The 17537-nt window shown below is 48.2% G+C and carries 13 protein-coding genes and 1 CRISPR repeat array; of the genes, 3 read left to right on the top strand and 10 right to left on the bottom strand.

What is annotated here, in order from left to right:
• Window positions 1-8: 8 nt before the first annotated feature.
• The 7 genes from cas7b to AC3G2T_RS24285 all read right to left on the bottom strand — a co-directional run bounded on the left by cas7b (window position 9) and on the right by AC3G2T_RS24285 (window position 10223).
• Window positions 9-989 carry a type I-B CRISPR-associated protein Cas7/Csh2 gene (gene cas7b, locus AC3G2T_RS24315; protein WP_488437199.1) on the bottom strand — a complete coding sequence of 327 codons (981 nt, stop codon included), beginning with the start codon at window positions 987-989 and terminating at the stop codon, window positions 9-11.
• A complete protein-coding gene (locus tag AC3G2T_RS24310; protein WP_488437198.1) occupies window positions 970-2793 on the bottom strand; it encodes a TIGR02556 family CRISPR-associated protein in 1824 nt (607 codons plus the stop codon). Before AC3G2T_RS24310 ends, cas7b begins: the two co-directional genes overlap by 20 nt.
• A 39-nt stretch (window positions 2794-2832) precedes the next feature.
• Window positions 2833-3510, bottom strand: a complete 678-nt coding sequence (cas6, locus tag AC3G2T_RS24305) for a CRISPR-associated endoribonuclease Cas6 (RefSeq protein ID WP_488437197.1) — start codon at window positions 3508-3510, stop codon at window positions 2833-2835.
• Between the two features lie 437 nt (window positions 3511-3947).
• Window positions 3948-4644: direct repeats of the CRISPR family, unit length 30 nt; unit sequence GTTTTTATCGTACCTATGAGGAATTGAAAC.
• Window positions 4645-4901: 257 nt separating this feature from the next.
• Window positions 4902-5732, bottom strand: coding sequence for a carbohydrate ABC transporter permease (locus AC3G2T_RS24300; RefSeq protein WP_488437196.1), 831 nt, complete (start codon window positions 5730-5732; stop codon window positions 4902-4904).
• Complete coding sequence (locus AC3G2T_RS24295) at window positions 5732-6646, bottom strand: carbohydrate ABC transporter permease (RefSeq protein ID WP_474683295.1); 915 nt, start codon at window positions 6644-6646, stop codon at window positions 5732-5734. The genes AC3G2T_RS24300 and AC3G2T_RS24295 overlap by 1 nt, the downstream gene beginning before the upstream one ends.
• A gap of 135 nt (window positions 6647-6781) precedes the next feature.
• Window positions 6782-8209 (bottom strand): ABC transporter substrate-binding protein, encoded by a 1428-nt coding sequence (locus tag AC3G2T_RS24290; RefSeq protein ID WP_474683294.1) that lies wholly within the window; start codon window positions 8207-8209, stop codon window positions 6782-6784.
• 88 nt (window positions 8210-8297) lie between these two features.
• On the bottom strand, window positions 8298-10223 hold the full coding sequence (locus tag AC3G2T_RS24285) for a glycoside hydrolase family 127 protein (protein WP_488437195.1): 1926 nt from the start codon (window positions 10221-10223) through the stop codon (window positions 8298-8300).
• A 119-nt stretch (window positions 10224-10342) separates the two neighbouring features.
• Here AC3G2T_RS24285 and AC3G2T_RS24280 point away from each other — a divergent pair, with 119 nt between their 5' ends.
• The gene (locus AC3G2T_RS24280) at window positions 10343-11239 is read left to right on the top strand and encodes an AraC family transcriptional regulator (RefSeq protein ID WP_474683292.1); all 897 of its coding nucleotides are present in this window, start codon (window positions 10343-10345) and stop codon (window positions 11237-11239) included.
• A gap of 65 nt (window positions 11240-11304) precedes the next feature.
• On the opposite strand, the gene AC3G2T_RS24275 is transcribed toward AC3G2T_RS24280, so the two are convergent.
• Entirely contained in the window at window positions 11305-12279 is a 975-nt protein-coding gene (locus tag AC3G2T_RS24275; protein WP_488437244.1) for a mannonate dehydratase, read from the bottom strand.
• A 204-nt stretch (window positions 12280-12483) separates the two neighbouring features.
• Here AC3G2T_RS24275 and AC3G2T_RS24270 point away from each other — a divergent pair, with 204 nt between their 5' ends.
• The gene (locus tag AC3G2T_RS24270) at window positions 12484-13350 is read left to right on the top strand and encodes an RraA family protein (RefSeq protein ID WP_474683291.1); all 867 of its coding nucleotides are present in this window, start codon (window positions 12484-12486) and stop codon (window positions 13348-13350) included.
• 509 nt (window positions 13351-13859) lie between these two features.
• The gene (locus AC3G2T_RS24265) at window positions 13860-14744 is read left to right on the top strand and encodes an IS1595 family transposase (protein WP_488437194.1); all 885 of its coding nucleotides are present in this window, start codon (window positions 13860-13862) and stop codon (window positions 14742-14744) included.
• A 301-nt stretch (window positions 14745-15045) separates the two neighbouring features.
• Here the strand turns inward: AC3G2T_RS24265 and AC3G2T_RS24260 are convergent, their stop codons facing one another.
• On the bottom strand, window positions 15046-16152 hold the full coding sequence (locus tag AC3G2T_RS24260; RefSeq protein ID WP_488437193.1) for a helix-turn-helix domain-containing protein: 1107 nt from the start codon (window positions 16150-16152) through the stop codon (window positions 15046-15048).
• Window positions 16153-16468: 316 nt separating this feature from the next.
• Window positions 16469-17521 (bottom strand): beta-galactosidase BglB, encoded by a 1053-nt coding sequence (bglB, locus tag AC3G2T_RS24255; RefSeq protein WP_488437192.1) that lies wholly within the window; start codon window positions 17519-17521, stop codon window positions 16469-16471.
• Window positions 17522-17537 lie beyond the last annotated feature (16 nt).

Below are 17537 nucleotides of genomic sequence, written 5' to 3'. Positions count from 1 at the left end.
TAGCCTCCCTACAGGCTCAAAGGCTCAACGGTAATTCCTCTTTTTTGTAATTCTTCAACCGGATTATGTACAAATTGCACACGATCATCTATAGCAAATGAGATTTTAGCTATGTGCTCCTTATATTTGCCTACTCTGTCCAACCAGCTTGTGAAATCCAGCTTGTACTCTTCCACATCGCGGATTTCTTCATCCAGCTTTCCCTCGTCAGCGAGCAACTTGATTCCCTTATCCAACTCGCCGATATGGAAATGCTGCTTAGCATATTCCACCTTGAACAGCACTCGGGGCATTTGCCCTATCTTGGATCGGGAATGGAGGCTCTTGGTTCCGTTCCACAACCCTCGAAGCAGCAATTGAACATCCTCTTCCTGAAGGTTCGTTTCCTTAGCGCAATTCTCATTAATGATGCCATACACGTTCAGAAGCGAATAAGCCACAACGTATTCTTCCCTGAACGTCTTTTGCAAGCTTCCTTCTTTGGATGCGAATGCTCCTGTACCCTTTAAATACTCAAGCTTCGCCCGATGTAGCGAAGAGGCCATTTTAAACTGCACAGGGCCTGTTAACGTAATGGAATCCCCTTCCAGCGGAATCGTTGCGCCGAATAAACGAACATCAATGCAATCTTTGAGCACATTGCGCTGAATAATCGCCTTATCACTTAATTCGCTGGAATCCTTGCTTTTTTTGTCCTTCTTGGCAGTCTTGGCGAGCTTAACCCCATTTTCATCAACAAGAAAATCCAATGCGCGCGTTTTGCCATCCTGAATATTTCCCTCCTCATTGGCAATTTCCCGAACAAAGATCTCTTTGCCCTCCACTTGATTCAAATAGTCCCGAATGGTCCGTTTGATGCGAACATCAGTAACCAAATTGCGTCCGGATTCTTCATCGAATCTCGGTTTATTTTCATCGACGGGATCCCCGTTCGGGTTAATCCAACTGGCATCGTACAGAAAAACAATTTCAGACCGGTTGTTGAGCATGAGTAAGCTCCTCCTTTTTCCTGTAAATAATGTCTTCAAATTCTTTAGAAAGCGCCATACCTGAAACAAAGTAAAAGTTCATTTCATCAATGCTCATTTTCCAGTGCCCCGATTTTTGAAGCAATCGTACGGAAATGCTTTCAGCAAGTTCCTTCATGCGAGGACTGTAGCTGTCATAGGCATTCAGCTTTTCAATTATTTTGGGTAAAAGTCCAAGCAACTCAGTTTGATTCATTTTAAATCCGCGAAGCTGCTTAATGAACGGTGCCGCTTTCCTTTGTACGCTTCGATTATTTGGATTAATTCGATCATTTTGCATGTCCAACAACTTCTGGGTCAATCCACCCAACAGGAAAATGCCTTGTTTAACATTTGAATCCAAGCCTCCATATTTCCCCACTAAGTCCGCATAGTGATCTTCAACCATGACAGCCTCCCTCATCGGCTTGAATAAGCCAAGTTGTTTAAAAAAATGCAAATTCATCAATGCATCACGCACTGTATAGGAAAACGTGAGCCCTTCCTCGTACATGACACTGCGAATTTTTTTCATAAAAAAAGGAAAGAAAAAGCGAATATCAATTTCGCGCCGCATAAAACAATGGCTGACGATCTCAAGAAAATATTTATCCAGATCATAATTCCGCTTGCCTTCATCGGATTTCGAAAAAAAACTGCGAATTTTAGCAAAACTGTAAAAGCTCTTATCCGACAACGAAAATAATCGCTCTACCTCTTGCTTTGCATCAAACAGCGCTTTTAGACGAAACGTTGATACATCTTCCAAATGCAGCAAGATTCGTTCGGCGCTGCTGCCTGGGGGAGAAAACAGAAACAGCAAGTCGAATTGCAGCTGATTGGTTTCATCGGCTAATAGCTCCAGAATCTCATTTTCATCATTCGTCAGCCGTTTACTAATCTCTTTATCTGCAATAGAAATCGAATGATGCCACTTCTCGATTATTTTCGCGATATAGGTGTTGCTTTCCCCGGCAAAGAGAAATTTGGGAATCAGCAAGTAACTAAGCCCATAAAAGCTGAAACGCATACGCTTCTCCAAATAGTGCTTACCTTCTTCAATCGAGCTTTTGCAGTTCAGGCATACCGGATAGTTGCGCCAAGCCAGATCTTCTCTAAATTTACCGCTTATAAATCCCGGCTTGTCCAGGGTATAAAACTTAAAGACATTTAGATTGCCGATCACAGACACACCCTGTGCGCCACATACAGAGCATGTTTTGCCAGTAGCCGATACTTGCAGATCCTTTTCATTCACTAAAGAAATAAGGGTATTTTTGAAGTGGGCGATCTCCCCTATTTGTTGATGGTCTACAGTTAGCGTCAGGCCAAATCCTGTTTTGGAACTGATCTGAATCTTTGCCGCCTGCTGTAAAATTTGTTCACTGGCATTCTCCAGTTCAGTCCGAATACCTTGAAAAAAGGCATAGGATTCGGGAGATATTTTGCCTTCCAAGCTTTCAATCCACTTGAACCACGCGACAACACGCCCTCGCCATGTTTTTTCCAATTCTGTGATCAAGCATGTTGGGGTGTAATTGGCTCCTTGGGCTGCCCGTCTCCGGTACAAATAAGCCTCATAGCCTTGTGATCGGGTATCTTCCAAATCAACCCTTTTAAATTGAAAGCGGTTTGGCTGAGAATCTTCAGATTCCAGTTCAATAATCAGCATCTGCGGGTAATTCCCGCCCGAATTCGGGTCTTGTGCCAATAAAAGAGCCGGATCGACTCCATTGGAACCTTTTGCCAACAGTTCAGCGCCAATGGTCTGAATTGCTGTAATCATATGGCCAATCACCTGCCTTCTCGTCAAAGTTCACCTATTTTACACAACCTCCACACAACCGTATCCCATCGAATTCTTTGATCCGAGTCCGGTATCATAGGCCCATTGCAGCAATGTAGGATGACCCTCCAATTTATACGTCCCCATCCAGCCCTCGATAACCGTGTCGCGAAAATATGATATCGTCTTATCTTTTTCCGTAACATGAGCTGCCTGAATCGAGAAAGGAGATTCATTGATCTCCTCATTCATGCCATGGTATGAAAAATACTTTCTTTTCAAATTGTCTCCCACCATTTTTGAAAAAAGCGATTCCGTCGGTTTGTAATAATGCGTATGCTTCAAACCATTCGGATGCGTTAACGTACTGTATGTGACGAGAGGGCTGAGCATGCGAATGTGAAGTTGATTTCCAATCCTCGGCTCTGGCAAAATATTGGCGGATTCAAAACGGATCTCCTGTCCTGCAAGTTGAAGCGATTCCGTCTGAATAATAGTCCTGATTAAATCGTGCAAAAACTGTTCTACCGGCGAACACACGACAAAAGAAAAAGGAGAGGCAAAAGCAATCTTCTTGGTCTCTTTGTGAATACGAAAAGCGCCTTGTATTCTCGAAAAACAGAATTGCTTATAGACTCTCCCTTGATGAGCATAGCCTTCATCATGGATGAACTGTTGGAATTCACGATCCGAAATGTGCCGATACAGCAAACCCATAATCGCGCTCTGATAATGAAAGTTCAACTGTAAGTGACAGTCGGAAGTAAATGTTAAAGTGACTCGCATGGCACCACCCTTAAGTCTCAGGTCTTTATAACCTCATTATTATACAAATAGTTCTATAGAACCTTATTTTTTCCTTCTTCCACTTCTAAAATAATATAATCTTTGTAATTATTCAACATTTTTTTCAAATAAGAGCTTTTCTCGATTTGTTCAAAAAATGTTTTTTCCATTTAGAGAAAGATGTATAATTTTAATGTACAAAGTTGTCGTCGACCATGAGTAGCGTAAAAAAGCCCGGGGATCGACGACAGATGCTCCGAATACAAACTTAATGTTTTCAAGGAATTAAGTAATTCAAATTAAAGTGACGAAGTTCAATCTTGGCTAAGATACAATCCAGCAATGCTGATTCCACTGGGGTTTTATGGGTTTTTATCGTACCTATGAGGAATTGAAACTTCTCTTCGGAAATATCATCATGGTGAGCAACACAAAGTTTTTATCGTACCTATGAGGAATTGAAACTCAAGAAAATTATAGGCTTGTTGGGCGGAAGGAGCGAGTTTTTATCGTACCTATGAGGAATTGAAACTTACGCACTTGAAGGGCTTTTCTATTTCTTTTATCAGTTTTTATCGTACCTATGAGGAATTGAAACTTTCTAAATATCCTGAACGAGAACTTCGTTGGCTCTTAGTTTTTATCGTACCTATGAGGAATTGAAACAAACAATTTCGAGCTGGCCACGGTTTTGTCTGTACTGTTTTTATCGTACCTATGAGGAATTGAAACACGTTTTCGGGACGGATGGAACAAAAAATTCACCGAGTTTTTATCGTACCTATGAGGAATTGAAACGCTACAGACATTTTGCGCGTTGAAGTGGAAGTGAAGGTTTTTATCGTACCTATGAGGAATTGAAACTTGCTCTTCCCGCCCTTTGCCCAAGCCTCTATTTTGGAGTTTTTATCGTACCTACGAGGAATTGGAACCGGTCACGACTAATGCTAATTACCCGCAAAATGGTGAGTTTTTATCGTACCTATGAGGAATTGAAACCCTTCTTTCACTTGGAATCCGATGGCATTTGTCGGCGTTTTTATCGTACCTATGAGGAATTGAATCTTCGGCATATCGAGATCCAGAGAACATATGGATCGCCATATCGAGCAGCTACGTTTTCTCCTTCACATCCCGGAATCCACCGAAGTGCGGCCCGTTTCACCGGCTGTCCGAATGACTTCCCGGCACTCCGCCACCGTATCAACCAGCAACTTTTACGCGAACACATCGCAGCCCAATTTCATCGTCGTTATGCTATCGTTTCCGAAAATTCAAGCCAACAAAAAAAGAAGCTGCCGCAGCAGCCCCCTCCCATCTCCTCACCCCTTGATTCCCGTAGTCGCAATGCCTTCGATAAAATACCGCTGTCCGAGCAGGTACACGATAATCGCCGGCATGACCATGATCGCGGTTCCTGCCATGAGTAGGTTCATAGGCGTATTGTTCGCTCCCCGCAGGGTGGATAAGCCCAGAGACACCGTGTATTTGTTGGAATCGTTCAAATAGACGAGCTGTCCCAAAAAGTCGTTCCATACGCCGACGAAAGTGAACAGCAGGACAACGACGATAGCGGGCTTGATCAGCGGAAGAATGATTTTCGAGTAGATGGTAAAATACCCCGCTCCGTCAATGACCGCGGATTCGTCCAGTTCCTTCGGAATCGTCATCAAAAACTGCCGGAGCAAAAATATGTTGAAAGCGCCACCGCCGAAAAACGCGGGTATGATCAGGGGCCAATACGAATTGGTCAGCTGCAGCTTGGACCAGCCGATGTAGGTCGGCACCAGCGTAACGATGTTGGGCAGCAAAATCGTCATGACGATGAGGCCGAACCAGAAGTTTTTGAGCGGGAATTCCAGTCTGGCAAAGCCGAAAGCCGCAATGCTGCTGGTCAAGCCGACCCCGATGAGAACGGGCACGATGATGATCAGCGTATTTAAAAAATATTGGCCGAAATTAATCCGGTCCATCACCTCGGAATAGTTTTCAATGCGGAATGCATGCGGAACCCAAATCGGCGGAAATTCCAAAATTTCCTGCAAATTCAATAACGAAGAGCGAAGAATCCAGTACATCGGGAAAAAGACGATCAACGACAGCAGGCCCAGAATGAAGTAAGTGACGATTTTTCCTCGCAAGCGGTAAGTCATTATTTTTTACCTCCTTCGTAGTGCACCCAACCGGACGAGGTTCTGAAGAGCAGGTACGTGAAGAAGGCGACAATGACGAACAGCACCCAGGCCAAGGCGCACGCATAGCCCATATTTTGGCGTTGAAACGCCTCACGGTAAATATAGAACGCATAGAACAGCGTCGTATTTTCCGGTCCGCCCTGCGTCATCGAGTACGCCTGGGTGAACGCCGTGATCGAATTCACGAAACCGAGAATCACATTATAGAAAATAATGGGCGACATGAGCGGAATTGTGACCGATTTGAGCTTGTGCCACCAGCCCCCACCATCGATTTCCACAGCCTCGAGCAAGTGCGAAGGAACATCCTGCAATCCGGCGAGAAAGATGACGATGACGTTCCCGGAACCCCACACTGCAATAATAATCATCGAAAGAACGGATGTATCCGGGCTGTTCACCCACATCTGTTTCTCAATGCCGGCAAAACTCAAAATATGATTGATAATCCCGAAATCCGGATTGTACAACCACAGCCAAATAATGCTGCTGGCCAAAACCGGAATAATCGAAGGCAAATAGAAAATAGCCCGAAAAGCAGCTCTTCCCCGTATATTCTGGTTCAAAAACAGAGCGATGATGAAGCAAAAAACGATCGACGCAATGACGGAACCGATAGAATAGTAGGCTGTCGCTTTGAGCGAGTCGTAGAAAAACAAATCTTCTGTGAAAATGTTGCGGTAATTGGCCAAGCCGACCCATTCCTTCGGCTTCAAGATCGTCCAGTCGGTAAAGCTTAAATACAAGCTGTACAGCAGCGGTCCTAACGTAAAAATCAGCAGCCCAAGTATGGCGGGCAGTATGCAAACATAACCGATAAGCGCCTGCTGCCGCTTAAGACTCCAGAAACTGGATGACTTCACTGTAGACATTCCGGGTACCTCCTCTTTCTCCCCCGCAACTGTAAAGCCTGACGATTGCGGGCCGTCAACGTAATCGCTTACAGAGGCAATCGGGCTGCCGCTGCCTCTGTAGGCGCTTTTTTATATAACCAGCTCCGGCTGCGATCAGTTCGCTTTGCCGCTTTCGAAGATCGGCTTGATTTTCGGCATCATTTCAGCGATCGCGTCCTTCGCCGATTTGGTGCCCAGCCATACCGGATCAAGCCCCGGATTCAGCACATCGCTGATGCGGCTGTACGTCGGCAGGAAGAACCATGGCGTCGGATAAGTCGCCTTGAGCGCGTAGTCGATAACCGCTGTTTTGTACTCCGGCGGATGAACCGGCGACTGCGTCCAGCGCTTGATTTTGTCCGGGTCGGTATACCAGCTCATCTCCGTCGGCATCCATACGCCGCTGTCGATGTTCGCCAAGTTTTTCTCCGTATCCATCAGCCATTTGTACAGCTCGATCGCTTCTTTCGCATGCTTCGTGTTTTTGTAGATGACGATCGGCGTTCCGGTATTGGTCGTCGCCGGCTTTTTAAAGATCGGAAGCACGCCGACGCCGTTTTTCAAGCCGTTTTTCAGCTGCGGATTGATGTTGACCAGCTCCCATTGGCCGGACGTGACCATGGCTACTTTTTTGGACAGCAGCAGTTGGCCTACGTCGCCGGGAAGCCCGGAAGATTGGGCCGCTGTCGGGGAGACGTGCTCCACGTTGGACAGATCGGCGATTTTTTGTATAGCCTCGATCGTTTCCGGCTTGTCGAGCAGCAGTTCCTTGCCGTCCTGGCTCACTTCGCCGCCGCCGTTGCTGATGGCGAACGGTGTCCAGAAAAAGTCCGCGCTTTTGCTGATGTTGATGCCGTATTGAACGATGTTTTTCGGGTCAAATCCCGCTTCGCCCGGATGCTTCCCGTTTTTGTCCTTCGTCAATTTTTTCGCGACGTCGAGCATTTGATCCCAGGTCCACGCCTTCTCTGTCTCTGCCGGAGGATAAGGGATTTTGGCCTCATCGAACATATCTTTGTTATAGTGCAAAATAATAACTTCGTTAGCTACGCTGTAGCCAAGCAGCTTGCCGTCGGGCGATACGAATTTGTTGCTTTCGATCTTCGGCGTAACCGACCCGTCCTTGTAGTACGGGGACAAATCCATCAAAATGCCGGACTCGGCATATTTCAGCGCCTGCGCTTCCAACATCGTGCTGACGTCGGGAAGCGTATTCGAAGCAGCCATGGCGCTTAATTTGGCGCCAAATTCGCTCAGCGCCACGTTCTGGTAGTCGACTTTGATGTTTGGATGCGCTTTCTCGAATGCGTCCAGGCTGACCCGCGTTGATTTGGCCTCCTCGTTGTTGGCCCAGTCCGTAAAGCGGATGGTGACTTTGTCCCCGCCGCTGTCGGGCGCTTTCGTCTGCGCTCCTGCGGACGGCGCCGCCGACGCCCCCGTTCCTGAAGCCGACGGCGTATTCGTCGTCGAGCTGCAGCCGGCGGCGACGGAAGCCGCCAATAAGGTTACGGTTCCCGCTTTCATGAATCCTTTGAATTTCACATGAACCCCTCCATTATTAGTTTCCATGAATATACTTAACCTTTTCAGGTTGAAGCCACAATCCCTCTTCTCCGGCAGGATTCCGGACTTATTGCTCGCGGACCCACACGGCCATCTCCCCCCGCCCCCGGTTCGCCCAGGCAAAATAAGGGATGAACGCTGCGGTGACAGACTGCTTTTGAAAATTTACGTCGTATCCATACAACGATCCGCCCCAATTTTCAGCTTGCACTCTGTATGCGGGCACTTGAATCGTTTGAACGCCGCCAAGCAAATTCCGGTCAAAATGCACCTCTTCACCGGAGCCGCTGTTCAGCACAATCTGGTGCAAATTCGCTCCGTTATCGGCTTCTTCCAGGCAGTAGACCATCGGACCGCGCTGCAGAGCCGTTTTGCCCATCGTATCCCGAATGAGCGGATGGCCTTTCACCCGGCTGACGGACATCGGCAGGCTTAGCTCCAACACATCGTCCGGGCGCCACTCCCGGCTTATGTGCAAATATCCGTCCGCGAGCCGGCCGCCCGTTTGAATCTCCTCCCCGTTGATTCGAAGCTTCGCTTCTTTGCACCAACGAGGCACCCTGCAGGCCAGGTCAAAATGAACCGGCCGTTCCGTCCGGATGTCAAACCGGATCTCTCCGTCCCAAGGAAACTTGGACGTTTGCGTCAAGCGGACCGGTTGACCGTCGATTTCGGTTTCCGCTTCGCTACCTATATAAAGATGCGTATAAATCGTCTTGTCTTTGGCCGAGTAAATGTAGCGCCCCAGCGAAGCGAGCAATCTCGCGATATTCGGCGGGCAGCAAGCGCATCCGAACCAGCCCTGGCGCTCCGGTTTTACATGGTGCATGTTGTGGTTCTTGTCACAAGCGTCAGGCCACACTTCAAGCGGATTGACGTAGAAAAAATGCCTCCCGTCGCGGGACATGCCGCCGAGAACCGTATTGTACAAAGCCAGCTCCATCACATCGGCGTATTCGCTTTTCGGTTCGATCGCAAGCATTCTTTGCGCGAAAAAAATGAGTCCGATCGAGGCGCATGTTTCCGCATAAGCCGTATCGCCGGGCAAGTCGTAGTCGAGCGTAAAAGACTCCCCGTGCGCCATGGAGCCGATCCCTCCCGTAACGTACATGCGCTTCGTTACGATGTTGTTCCAAAGAGTGAGGCATGCCTGCAGCAGCTCCCGGTCCCCGGTTTCCGCCGCCACGTCCGCCATCCCGGCGCATAAATACGCGACGCGGACAGCGTGGCCTTCCGCCGTTGTTTGCTGCCTGACCGGCAGATGGGCCTGGCTGTAAGACAGATCGTGCGCCATATCCAGCTGCGGAAAATGCACCTGGCCGCCCCGGCGCTCGAACTCCCACGCGTAGAAGCCGGGCTCCCGGCCCCGCTCATCCAAAAAATATTTGCTGAGCGTCAAATATTTCTCATTCCCTGTCACGCGATACAGCTTGACAAGCGCCAGCTCGATTTCTTCATGGCCGTCATAGCCATGGATCTGATCTTCCCCCGGACCGAACGCTTCATCGATGTAGTCGGCCAGCCGGCAGGCGACGTCCAAAATTTTTCGTTTCCCTGTCGCCTGATAATAAGCGACCGCCGCCTCGATCATGTGCCCTGCACAGTACAGCTCGTGGCATTCCGCCAGGTTCGTCCACCTGCCGTCAGGCTCTTTCAACGTAAAGTAGGTGTTCAAGTACCCGTCCTTCTGCTGGGCGCTGGCGATCAGATCGATCACTTCATCCGCCAAGCGCTCCAATTCCGGGTCCTTTCCGGTTTCCAGCAAGTAGCTGACGGCTTCCAGCCATTTGGCTACGTCGCTGTCCTGAAAAACCATGCCATAGTACTCCCCATGCTCAAGTCCGGCGGCTATTTTGAAATTCTGAATCGCATGGCTGGGCTCCGCCCCCTCCACCCGGTCATTCAACGCTTCCCACTGATAAGGGACGACAACTTCCCGAACCAATCGAATATATTCGGACCAAAATGCGTCCGCAATCTGCACGTTAATCATTTTATAAATACCACCTTTTAAGTAAGCGCTTTTATTATCATGATACATGTAGTAACATAGTATTTATATATCCTTTTACAACTATATTTTTAAATATTTCAACCTTTTGGAGGTATGCTATGAGCTCACCGATTCTTCATTTCATCTCACCGCCGGTCCCCTATTTCATCGATTGCGGCAGAGCTTCTTACCATAAGGGAGAGTACCATATAAGCAGAAAACAAATCGGAGTGTTCGACTTGATCGTGGTCACCAAAGGCACTTTGCATCTGGGAGAAAGGGATACCGAATGGGCGATCGGGCAAGGGGAAGCTTTCATTCTCAGACCCGATTCGAGCCATTACGGCACGCTGCCGTGCGAGAGCGATACGGAGATCATCTGGATTCATTTTCAGACATTCGGAGCCTGGAGCGAATGCAGCTGCATGGACGTTTGCCTGGAAAATCAGGCCGCCCTCATCGACAATCATAAGAAGATGGCTTATTTGAACCACAGCGAGGTTTGTTCGATTTTCATTCCTAAATTTATGAAACTGTCATCGAAAGCGATGGACATTCTGGAGCAATTTTTCCAGCTCGACGAAGAACCGAGGTCTTTGAGAAACTGGAAAAGACAGACGGCTTTTCAGCTTTTTTTTCAGCACATCGACAGGGATTTTGCCGCAGCTTCGGATGTGACCGCATTCCATCTGGCCGAAAAAGTGGAGCTCTATCTCCGCCAAAACTATACGCAAAAAATTACAAATTCCCAACTGCAAAAAGATTTGAACTACCATCCCAACTATTTGGCCAAATGCATGCTAAAAGTATACGGAATGACGCCCATGGATTACTTGCAGCAGTATCGCATCGAGCAAGCCAAGAAGCTGCTGATTCAAACCAAATGGTCCATGACGCGCATCGCGGAAGAAGTCGGATTTCAGCATGGCTCTTACTTTTCCTACTGCTTTTCCAGCAAAGAAGGCATGTCCCCGCTCAACTATCGAAAAAAATGCACCGGGCAGCCCGCGGAATGAAAAAAGCGGCGGCCCTTCAGGCAAAAGAAAACCGGCATCCGCCTAATCGCAGATGCCGGTGAATTTTAGTTCCGACGCGCATGGCAAGCCGCCGCTTCCATGAGGCCTTTGATATAGCCTACGCCATACAAACGGCCTAACAGTTCGTAACCGGGATTGGCGTTGTCCTCCCCTTCCATCGTTGGAACATGATCGGGTCTCGCCGGGCCGTCGTAACCCAGCTCGTAGTACAGCTTCATCGCTTCCAGCATGTTCGTTTTGCCGTCGTCATGGAACGTTTCTTCGAACCGCTCCGCGCTGCCCCGCACATCGCGAAAATGAACGAAGAATACTTTACCCTGCGCCGAAAATCGGCGGATAACAGCGGGAATATCCTCACCGGCCGTAGCCAGCGTGCCTTGACACAGCGTAATCCCGCTATAATCGCTCGGCACGAGGTCGATAGCGCGCTGCAAAGCATCGGCGCTCGTCAATATCCGCGATACGCCGCGGATCGGGGAGATCGGCGGATCGTCCGGATGCAGAGCCAGCTTGACCTTCGCCTTTTCAGCTACCGGGACAATCCGCTCCAGATAATACTTCAGGTTGTCCCACAGCTTCTCCTCGCTGACGATCCCCGCTTCCGTAAGCGGAGCGTCCTTCATCAAAGCGTGATCATAGCTCGACACAAGCGCCCCTCCCCGCGTGCGGGTCGTTGTCGAAGTGCGAAACCAGCCGAATTGAGCCATAAAATTATAGCAGAGAACCGGGATACCCAACGCGCCCATATGGGTAATCAACTGCTGCATGACCTCAATTTCCTCGTCTCTGCCCGGCAGCCCCAGTTTAATTTTATTCGTCGGAGGCGCTGACTCGATCACGAGCAGTTCAATGCCAAAATCCTCGAACCGCTTTTTCATATGCATAAGATTGACAAAATCCCACGGTTTCGTACCGTGCTCCGCTTCAGGAAGCGGCCCCACCGCATAATTGACGCCCATCTGTTTAGCCAAATGCCACAGCCGATTCGGCTTTGAAGTAAAAAACTCCGCTAATTGCATCACCGCACGCACCCTTCCAAATGAAATTCTACAGCCATTTTAGCAAAGCGGATTTTGCCTGCACAGGCGACGATTTTATGATAATGTTTGATATTTTTCATCGCTGTAAAATACTCCCCCGGATCGTAAAAAATTCACTGTCGACAATCCCTTATTTTTCTTTACCATAAGACATAATAACCGTGAGAAAAGAGGGATGCGAACATGAAATACGACGATCCTGAAACCATCAAACAGCTTACTCCGCTATGGCAAGGCGACAGATTTCCGAACGGACGGCCGCGGGTTCCGGACGACATTTTGCACAGGATGACAAGAATTACATTGGAGGAAGCATGGGGGCCCCTTTGGAACGCCGGCTACCGCTACCAGTTTGAAGGCGATTTTAAAATCATCCATCCGAACAAAATAATGGCGGGCAGAGCGGTAACAGCCGTACTCGTGCCAAAACGCCCCGACCTCCACGAAACATTGCTGAACTACGGTCATCAACAGGAAGGCAGAAGCGGTTTTTTCAATCAGTGGGTCATCGATATTTTGGAGGAAGGCGATGTGGCAGTCGTCGACATGTTCGATAAAGTGTACGAAGGAACATTCGTAGGCGGCAACCTGTCCACGGCAATCGCGGCGAAAACCAAAACAGGCGGCGCCGTCATTTGGGGAGGCATTCGCGACAATCAACAGGTCGAAAAAATAGAAGGCATCAACGTCTATTACCGTGGCAGCGATCCTACGGCCATTGGCGATGTATCGTTAGTCGGCCTAAATACGCCTTGCAGAATCGGACGAGCCATCTGCATGCCCGGCGACGTTGTGCTGGGCACTCCGTCCGGGGTCATCTTTATTCCGCCGCATCTGGCCGAACCTGCGCTCATCCAAGCGGAAAAATCCCAGGTCCGCGACATATTCGGCTTCGTCCGCCTGAAAGAAGGAGCCTACACAACAGCCCAAATCGACTCCCCCTGGACAACCGCCATTTGGAACGACTTTCTCACATGGTTCGAAACAACCGAAGACGCCGCCCCCTACCGGCACTTAGAGTGGACCAACGAACTGGAGGAAGCCAGATAATACAAACAAAGGACCGGAGGTTCAAGCCTCCAGTCCTTCTTAGATGTCCCCGAGCGCACCTTTTATCCATCCTCCTACAGAGACAAAATACTTCGCTATCCCCTTTGCTCAGATACAAGACGCTTTCCCCGGTGGCATCCCCTTTCGACCGCTTTCCTACTACTCAGATTCGGCTTGCTTATATCCCAATAGTCATCCCTCTTAACACTATCCCCTTTACTCAGATATAGAAGGCCGTATCCCGCTGTTCTTCCTTTCAGTCACTATCCCAATTACTCAGACGTAAGAGGCTGTATCCTGGAGACTTACCTATCAGACACTAACCCCAATTATTCAAACGCAGGATGCCGTATCTCAACGATGCCCCTTCCGACCACTATCCCTTTTGCTCAGTGGCGCAACTTTACTTTTTAAAAATTTTCACCAAACCACTTGAAACAAGAACAAATGTTTGGTAACATGTAAAAAGAACATATGTTTGCTTTTTGGCGTTGGGAGGGGGCAAATCGATGGATGAAATGAACTGTAGTGTGTCTTTAGAGCAGTTTTGTCAGCATTTTGCTACTGAAGAAGCATGTGTGGAGTATTTGTTTCAGACGAAATGGCCTATCGGGTTTGTTTGCCCTCGATGCGGACACCAACATGCCTATGTGACAGGCACACGGCGGCTCCCGCTTTACGAATGCCGGCATTGCCGCCACCAAACGTCGCTTACTGCAGGCACGATCCTGGAAGGTAGCCGGACGGATTTGCGCAAATGGTTGATTGCTATGTTCCTAGTTTCCCGCCCCGCCGATCAGGGCATTAACGCAGTAGAACTCTCAAAAATCATTCAAGTTACATATAAAACAGCCTGGCTGATCCTCCACAAAATACGCAAAATGATTAGTGAGGCCGACCAATCCGCTCTGTTGTCCGGCATTGTAAGGATTAATTCCGCCATCTACGGAAAACCGTACAATCCCTCTATTCGGAAGCATCCGCAGGAGCACTATTTTCTCATCGGCTCTTCGCTTAACGAGCACGGAGAATCCAATTACTTGAAAATGAAGCTGATTTCAGAGGCAAACATTCACAACAGCGTTATTTTACGGTCTGAAGACGCCACATTTATTAAGAAGCATGTAGAACCTCAAACTAGCGATGTCCAAATCATAACCGGCCGCTATAGCCCCAAACGCTTCCGCTCCTTATTAGCCATTGCCGCTCAAGCCGGCAAGTGGATCAATAAAAATTTTCATGGAATTGGACATAAATACTTGCAAAACTATCTGGACGAATTCAGCTACCGTTTGAATCTCTCCATTCGTACCGAGCCGCCATTCCCCCATTTAACACGAATATGTTTCGCTACTTCTCCATCAGTTTCACAAGTTGCGAAAATCGCATCATAGTCCCTACAGGGAGTTTAGATTGGATTAATGACTGGTTTAGAGTAGCTTCAAGAGAGATTCAAAATCCGAGAGTCAGTTATCATGGGTCAACTATCATGGTAGTGTTTTTTAATATTGGTTTGTGCGTTGTATCTGAGTTGATGGGATAGTGGTCATAAGCAGTGGTTGAAAGTATATCATCTCGTCTCACTCCTCCCCTCCACATACCATGCTTTTAAGTTTCTTAGGTTCTTAACCTGGTCTGATCTTGCTGTTTGTGCTGTGTTTCTTGTGCCGTTTCGTCGGCTGCTTTGGCAAATATTTATCGGTGGTACGATTCTCTGTAGTCGCTTGGGGATAGGCCGACTTTCTTTTTGAAGATTTGGCTAAAGTAACGGGAGTCTTGATAGCCTACTTTTTCGGCGACTTCATAGTTTTTGAGGTAAGTGTTGCGGAGCAGTTGTTTGGCTTTGTTCATTCGGATTTCTGTCAGTTGTTCGATAAAGGTTTTGCCTGTGTTCATTTTGAACAGCAGGCTCAGGTAAGTTGGCGTCATGTAGACTTTTTGCGCCATATTGTGCAGGGTTGCGTGTTCGCAGTATTTTTCCATGTTCTGAATCGTTTTTTGAATGATGCTGGAGTGTGCGCTGTTGTATTTTTGCGAGATGGCATGGCCGAGTTGTTCGAGGCATTTTCGGACATGGGTGATTACTTCCTGAAGCGTGTTCATCCGTACAATTGAAACGATATCGAATTGGCGGCAGTCAAGATCGCTGCCGAATTCCGATGCGGCTCTCTTTTCGATTCCGATTAATAAGCGAATTGATATTTCGTAAATTTCATTGACTGCAACGGTGCCGTTTTGAAGGATGGTTTTGTAAAAAGCTTCGATTTCTTGATGCAGCTCCGCGTTTTTGCACCCGGACATCAGCGCAGTGAACAGCGCCTTCTCCAGAGCGTCCGGGTATTCACAGGCTTGCCGGTTCTCTTTGATGTCGTCGTAATACGCGACTTTCCCATGCCCGAGGTAGAACATGTGCTGCAGGGCGCGCGAAGCTTGCCGATAAGATTCATAGATGCAATCCAGATGATCGGACGGTTTGCCGACTCCGATATTTACCTTGCAGGTAGGATATTGAACGATTTTTTCCTGAAGCAGTTCGGCCATTCCCTTTGAATGCCACGAAAATAGTATACCTATCCGGTCCAAGCCGTCCATAAAAACAAAAACGTCGTTACTGTCAGACAAGGTTAGTTTGAGAAAATGTGCAAGCTTCTCCAGTTCCTTGTACAAACCGTTCTCGACGTTATGGAGTTCTGACAGTTCAACTAAAGCAATGGCGGGAAATATATAAGAATGGCTCAAATCCCGAGCGGAAAGTTTTTCATTCAAGCTGCGTTCACTCATGGAGTCTGAATAGACGAACATCTCCCAATCCCTCTTTCGAAAAAACTGGATTTTTACGAACGAGAAAGAAACCGTTTTCAGTTACTCTCTGATTTATTTTATTATGGAATTGAAATTCAGTCAACTTAATTATAGGTTTTGTTATGTTTACTTTTTATAGTTATGTTTACTCTTCAAAGAAAATTGATTGTTACTTTAGAGGAATCCGAAGAAATCGGGGCGGGGGGTTTGATAGCGGGGTTTGATATTCGAAGCTGAACTGTGTACAACGCATCATGGCTGATCGCAACCGATTTCACTAAATTCAATCGGGCGTCAGCCATGTAATTTTGTAAACTTATGATTGGGGAGAGAGCTCCATCGCTTCGGACAGCAGCATGATTGCCAGTGCCTGGCCATACGCTGTGGGTGTAAGCGGAATTGCTTTGTAATGATCGTCGTTCATGCCGATCGCTGTGCCATATGATACTCCGGTGACGGTTCCGTCTTCGCCGATCCGGTTAACGACGGCTTCGAGCGCTTTGCGTCCCGTTTCTTTAAAGCGTTCAGGGAGGTAGCCGAGGCGGATCCCCTTAAGAATGCCATAACCAAAACCGGCTGTGGCCGAGGTTTCGACGTAGGAACCCGGGTCCATGAGCAGCGTATGCCACATGCCGTCCGGCTCCTGCAGCTCGCTCAGCCGCTCGACCTGGGCGTGCAGCGTTTCCAGTAAGTATCGTTTCAGCGCCCCTTCAAGCCCTGTCAGCTCAAGGAACTCCACAACGCTGGATGTGAACCAGCAGTTCCCGCGGGCCCACAGCGACTTGCCGTACGCGTGCCTGCCGATAAAGTTCCAGCCGTGATACCAGAGGCCTGTCGGCGTATCATACAAGTATTTGATATGTAGCAAAAACTGATATTCGGCTTCTTCCTGCAGTTCTTTTTTGCCGGTGATTTGTCCCATTTTCGCTAAAAACAGCACGGTCATGAACAGCGTATCGTCCCAAAGCTGCCTGTCGTTCGCATCGAGTATCGTAATATGCTGAAGGCCGCCTTCTTCCGTCCTCGGCATGCCGTTCATGATCCAATCCGTCCACTCCAGGCAAGTATTCAGGTATGATTCATTGTGGCTTATTTCGTAAATATGCGCCATCGTCAGCAAGGGGGCTACGGTGTTCACATTTTTGCTGGGCAGGCCCTCCTGCATGTGACGGTCGAACCAATCGGTCATGAAAGTCAAATACGCTTCGCGTCCGGTGCGCCGGTAATATTTGTACAGCCCGAACAGAGCCACGCCGACAGGCCATTCCCAAGTATCGAAATTCATGTGGTCGTTCGAATTGTCTTTATTGGCTGAAATCATTCGTTCAAATACTCGCTTGAGCAGTTCTTCCGCCTGCAAGGTTTGCATAGGTTTGGTGCCTCCT

Source organism: Paenibacillus sp. sgz302191 (assembly GCF_057749925.1).
The sequence above is the reverse complement of the archived record's forward strand: the minus strand, read 5'-3'. Positions and strand labels throughout refer to the sequence as shown.

Excerpts from the sequence above, each read along its gene's own strand:
- AC3G2T_RS24260 (WP_488437193.1), bottom strand. The coding sequence starts at position 16,152 with ATGTTCGTCTATTCAGACTCCATGAGTGAACGCAGCTTGAATGAAAAA.
- AC3G2T_RS24300 (WP_488437196.1), bottom strand. The coding sequence starts at position 5,732 with ATGACTTACCGCTTGCGAGGAAAAATCGTCACTTACTTCATTCTGGGC.
- AC3G2T_RS24285 (WP_488437195.1), bottom strand. The coding sequence starts at position 10,223 with ATGATTAACGTGCAGATTGCGGACGCATTTTGGTCCGAATATATTCGA.
- cas6 (WP_488437197.1), bottom strand. The coding sequence starts at position 3,510 with ATGGGTTTGCTGTATCGGCACATTTCGGATCGTGAATTCCAACAGTTC.
- AC3G2T_RS24265 (WP_488437194.1), top strand. The coding sequence starts at position 13,860 with ATGGATGAAATGAACTGTAGTGTGTCTTTAGAGCAGTTTTGTCAGCAT.
- AC3G2T_RS24270 (WP_474683291.1), top strand. The coding sequence starts at position 12,484 with ATGAAATACGACGATCCTGAAACCATCAAACAGCTTACTCCGCTATGG.
- AC3G2T_RS24275 (WP_488437244.1), bottom strand. The coding sequence starts at position 12,279 with ATGCAATTAGCGGAGTTTTTTACTTCAAAGCCGAATCGGCTGTGGCAT.
- AC3G2T_RS24295 (WP_474683295.1), bottom strand. The coding sequence starts at position 6,646 with ATGTCTACAGTGAAGTCATCCAGTTTCTGGAGTCTTAAGCGGCAGCAG.
- cas7b (WP_488437199.1), bottom strand. The coding sequence starts at position 989 with ATGCTCAACAACCGGTCTGAAATTGTTTTTCTGTACGATGCCAGTTGG.
- bglB (WP_488437192.1), bottom strand. The coding sequence starts at position 17,521 with ATGCAAACCTTGCAGGCGGAAGAACTGCTCAAGCGAGTATTTGAACGA.
- AC3G2T_RS24280 (WP_474683292.1), top strand. The coding sequence starts at position 10,343 with ATGAGCTCACCGATTCTTCATTTCATCTCACCGCCGGTCCCCTATTTC.
- AC3G2T_RS24310 (WP_488437198.1), bottom strand. The coding sequence starts at position 2,793 with ATGATTACAGCAATTCAGACCATTGGCGCTGAACTGTTGGCAAAAGGT.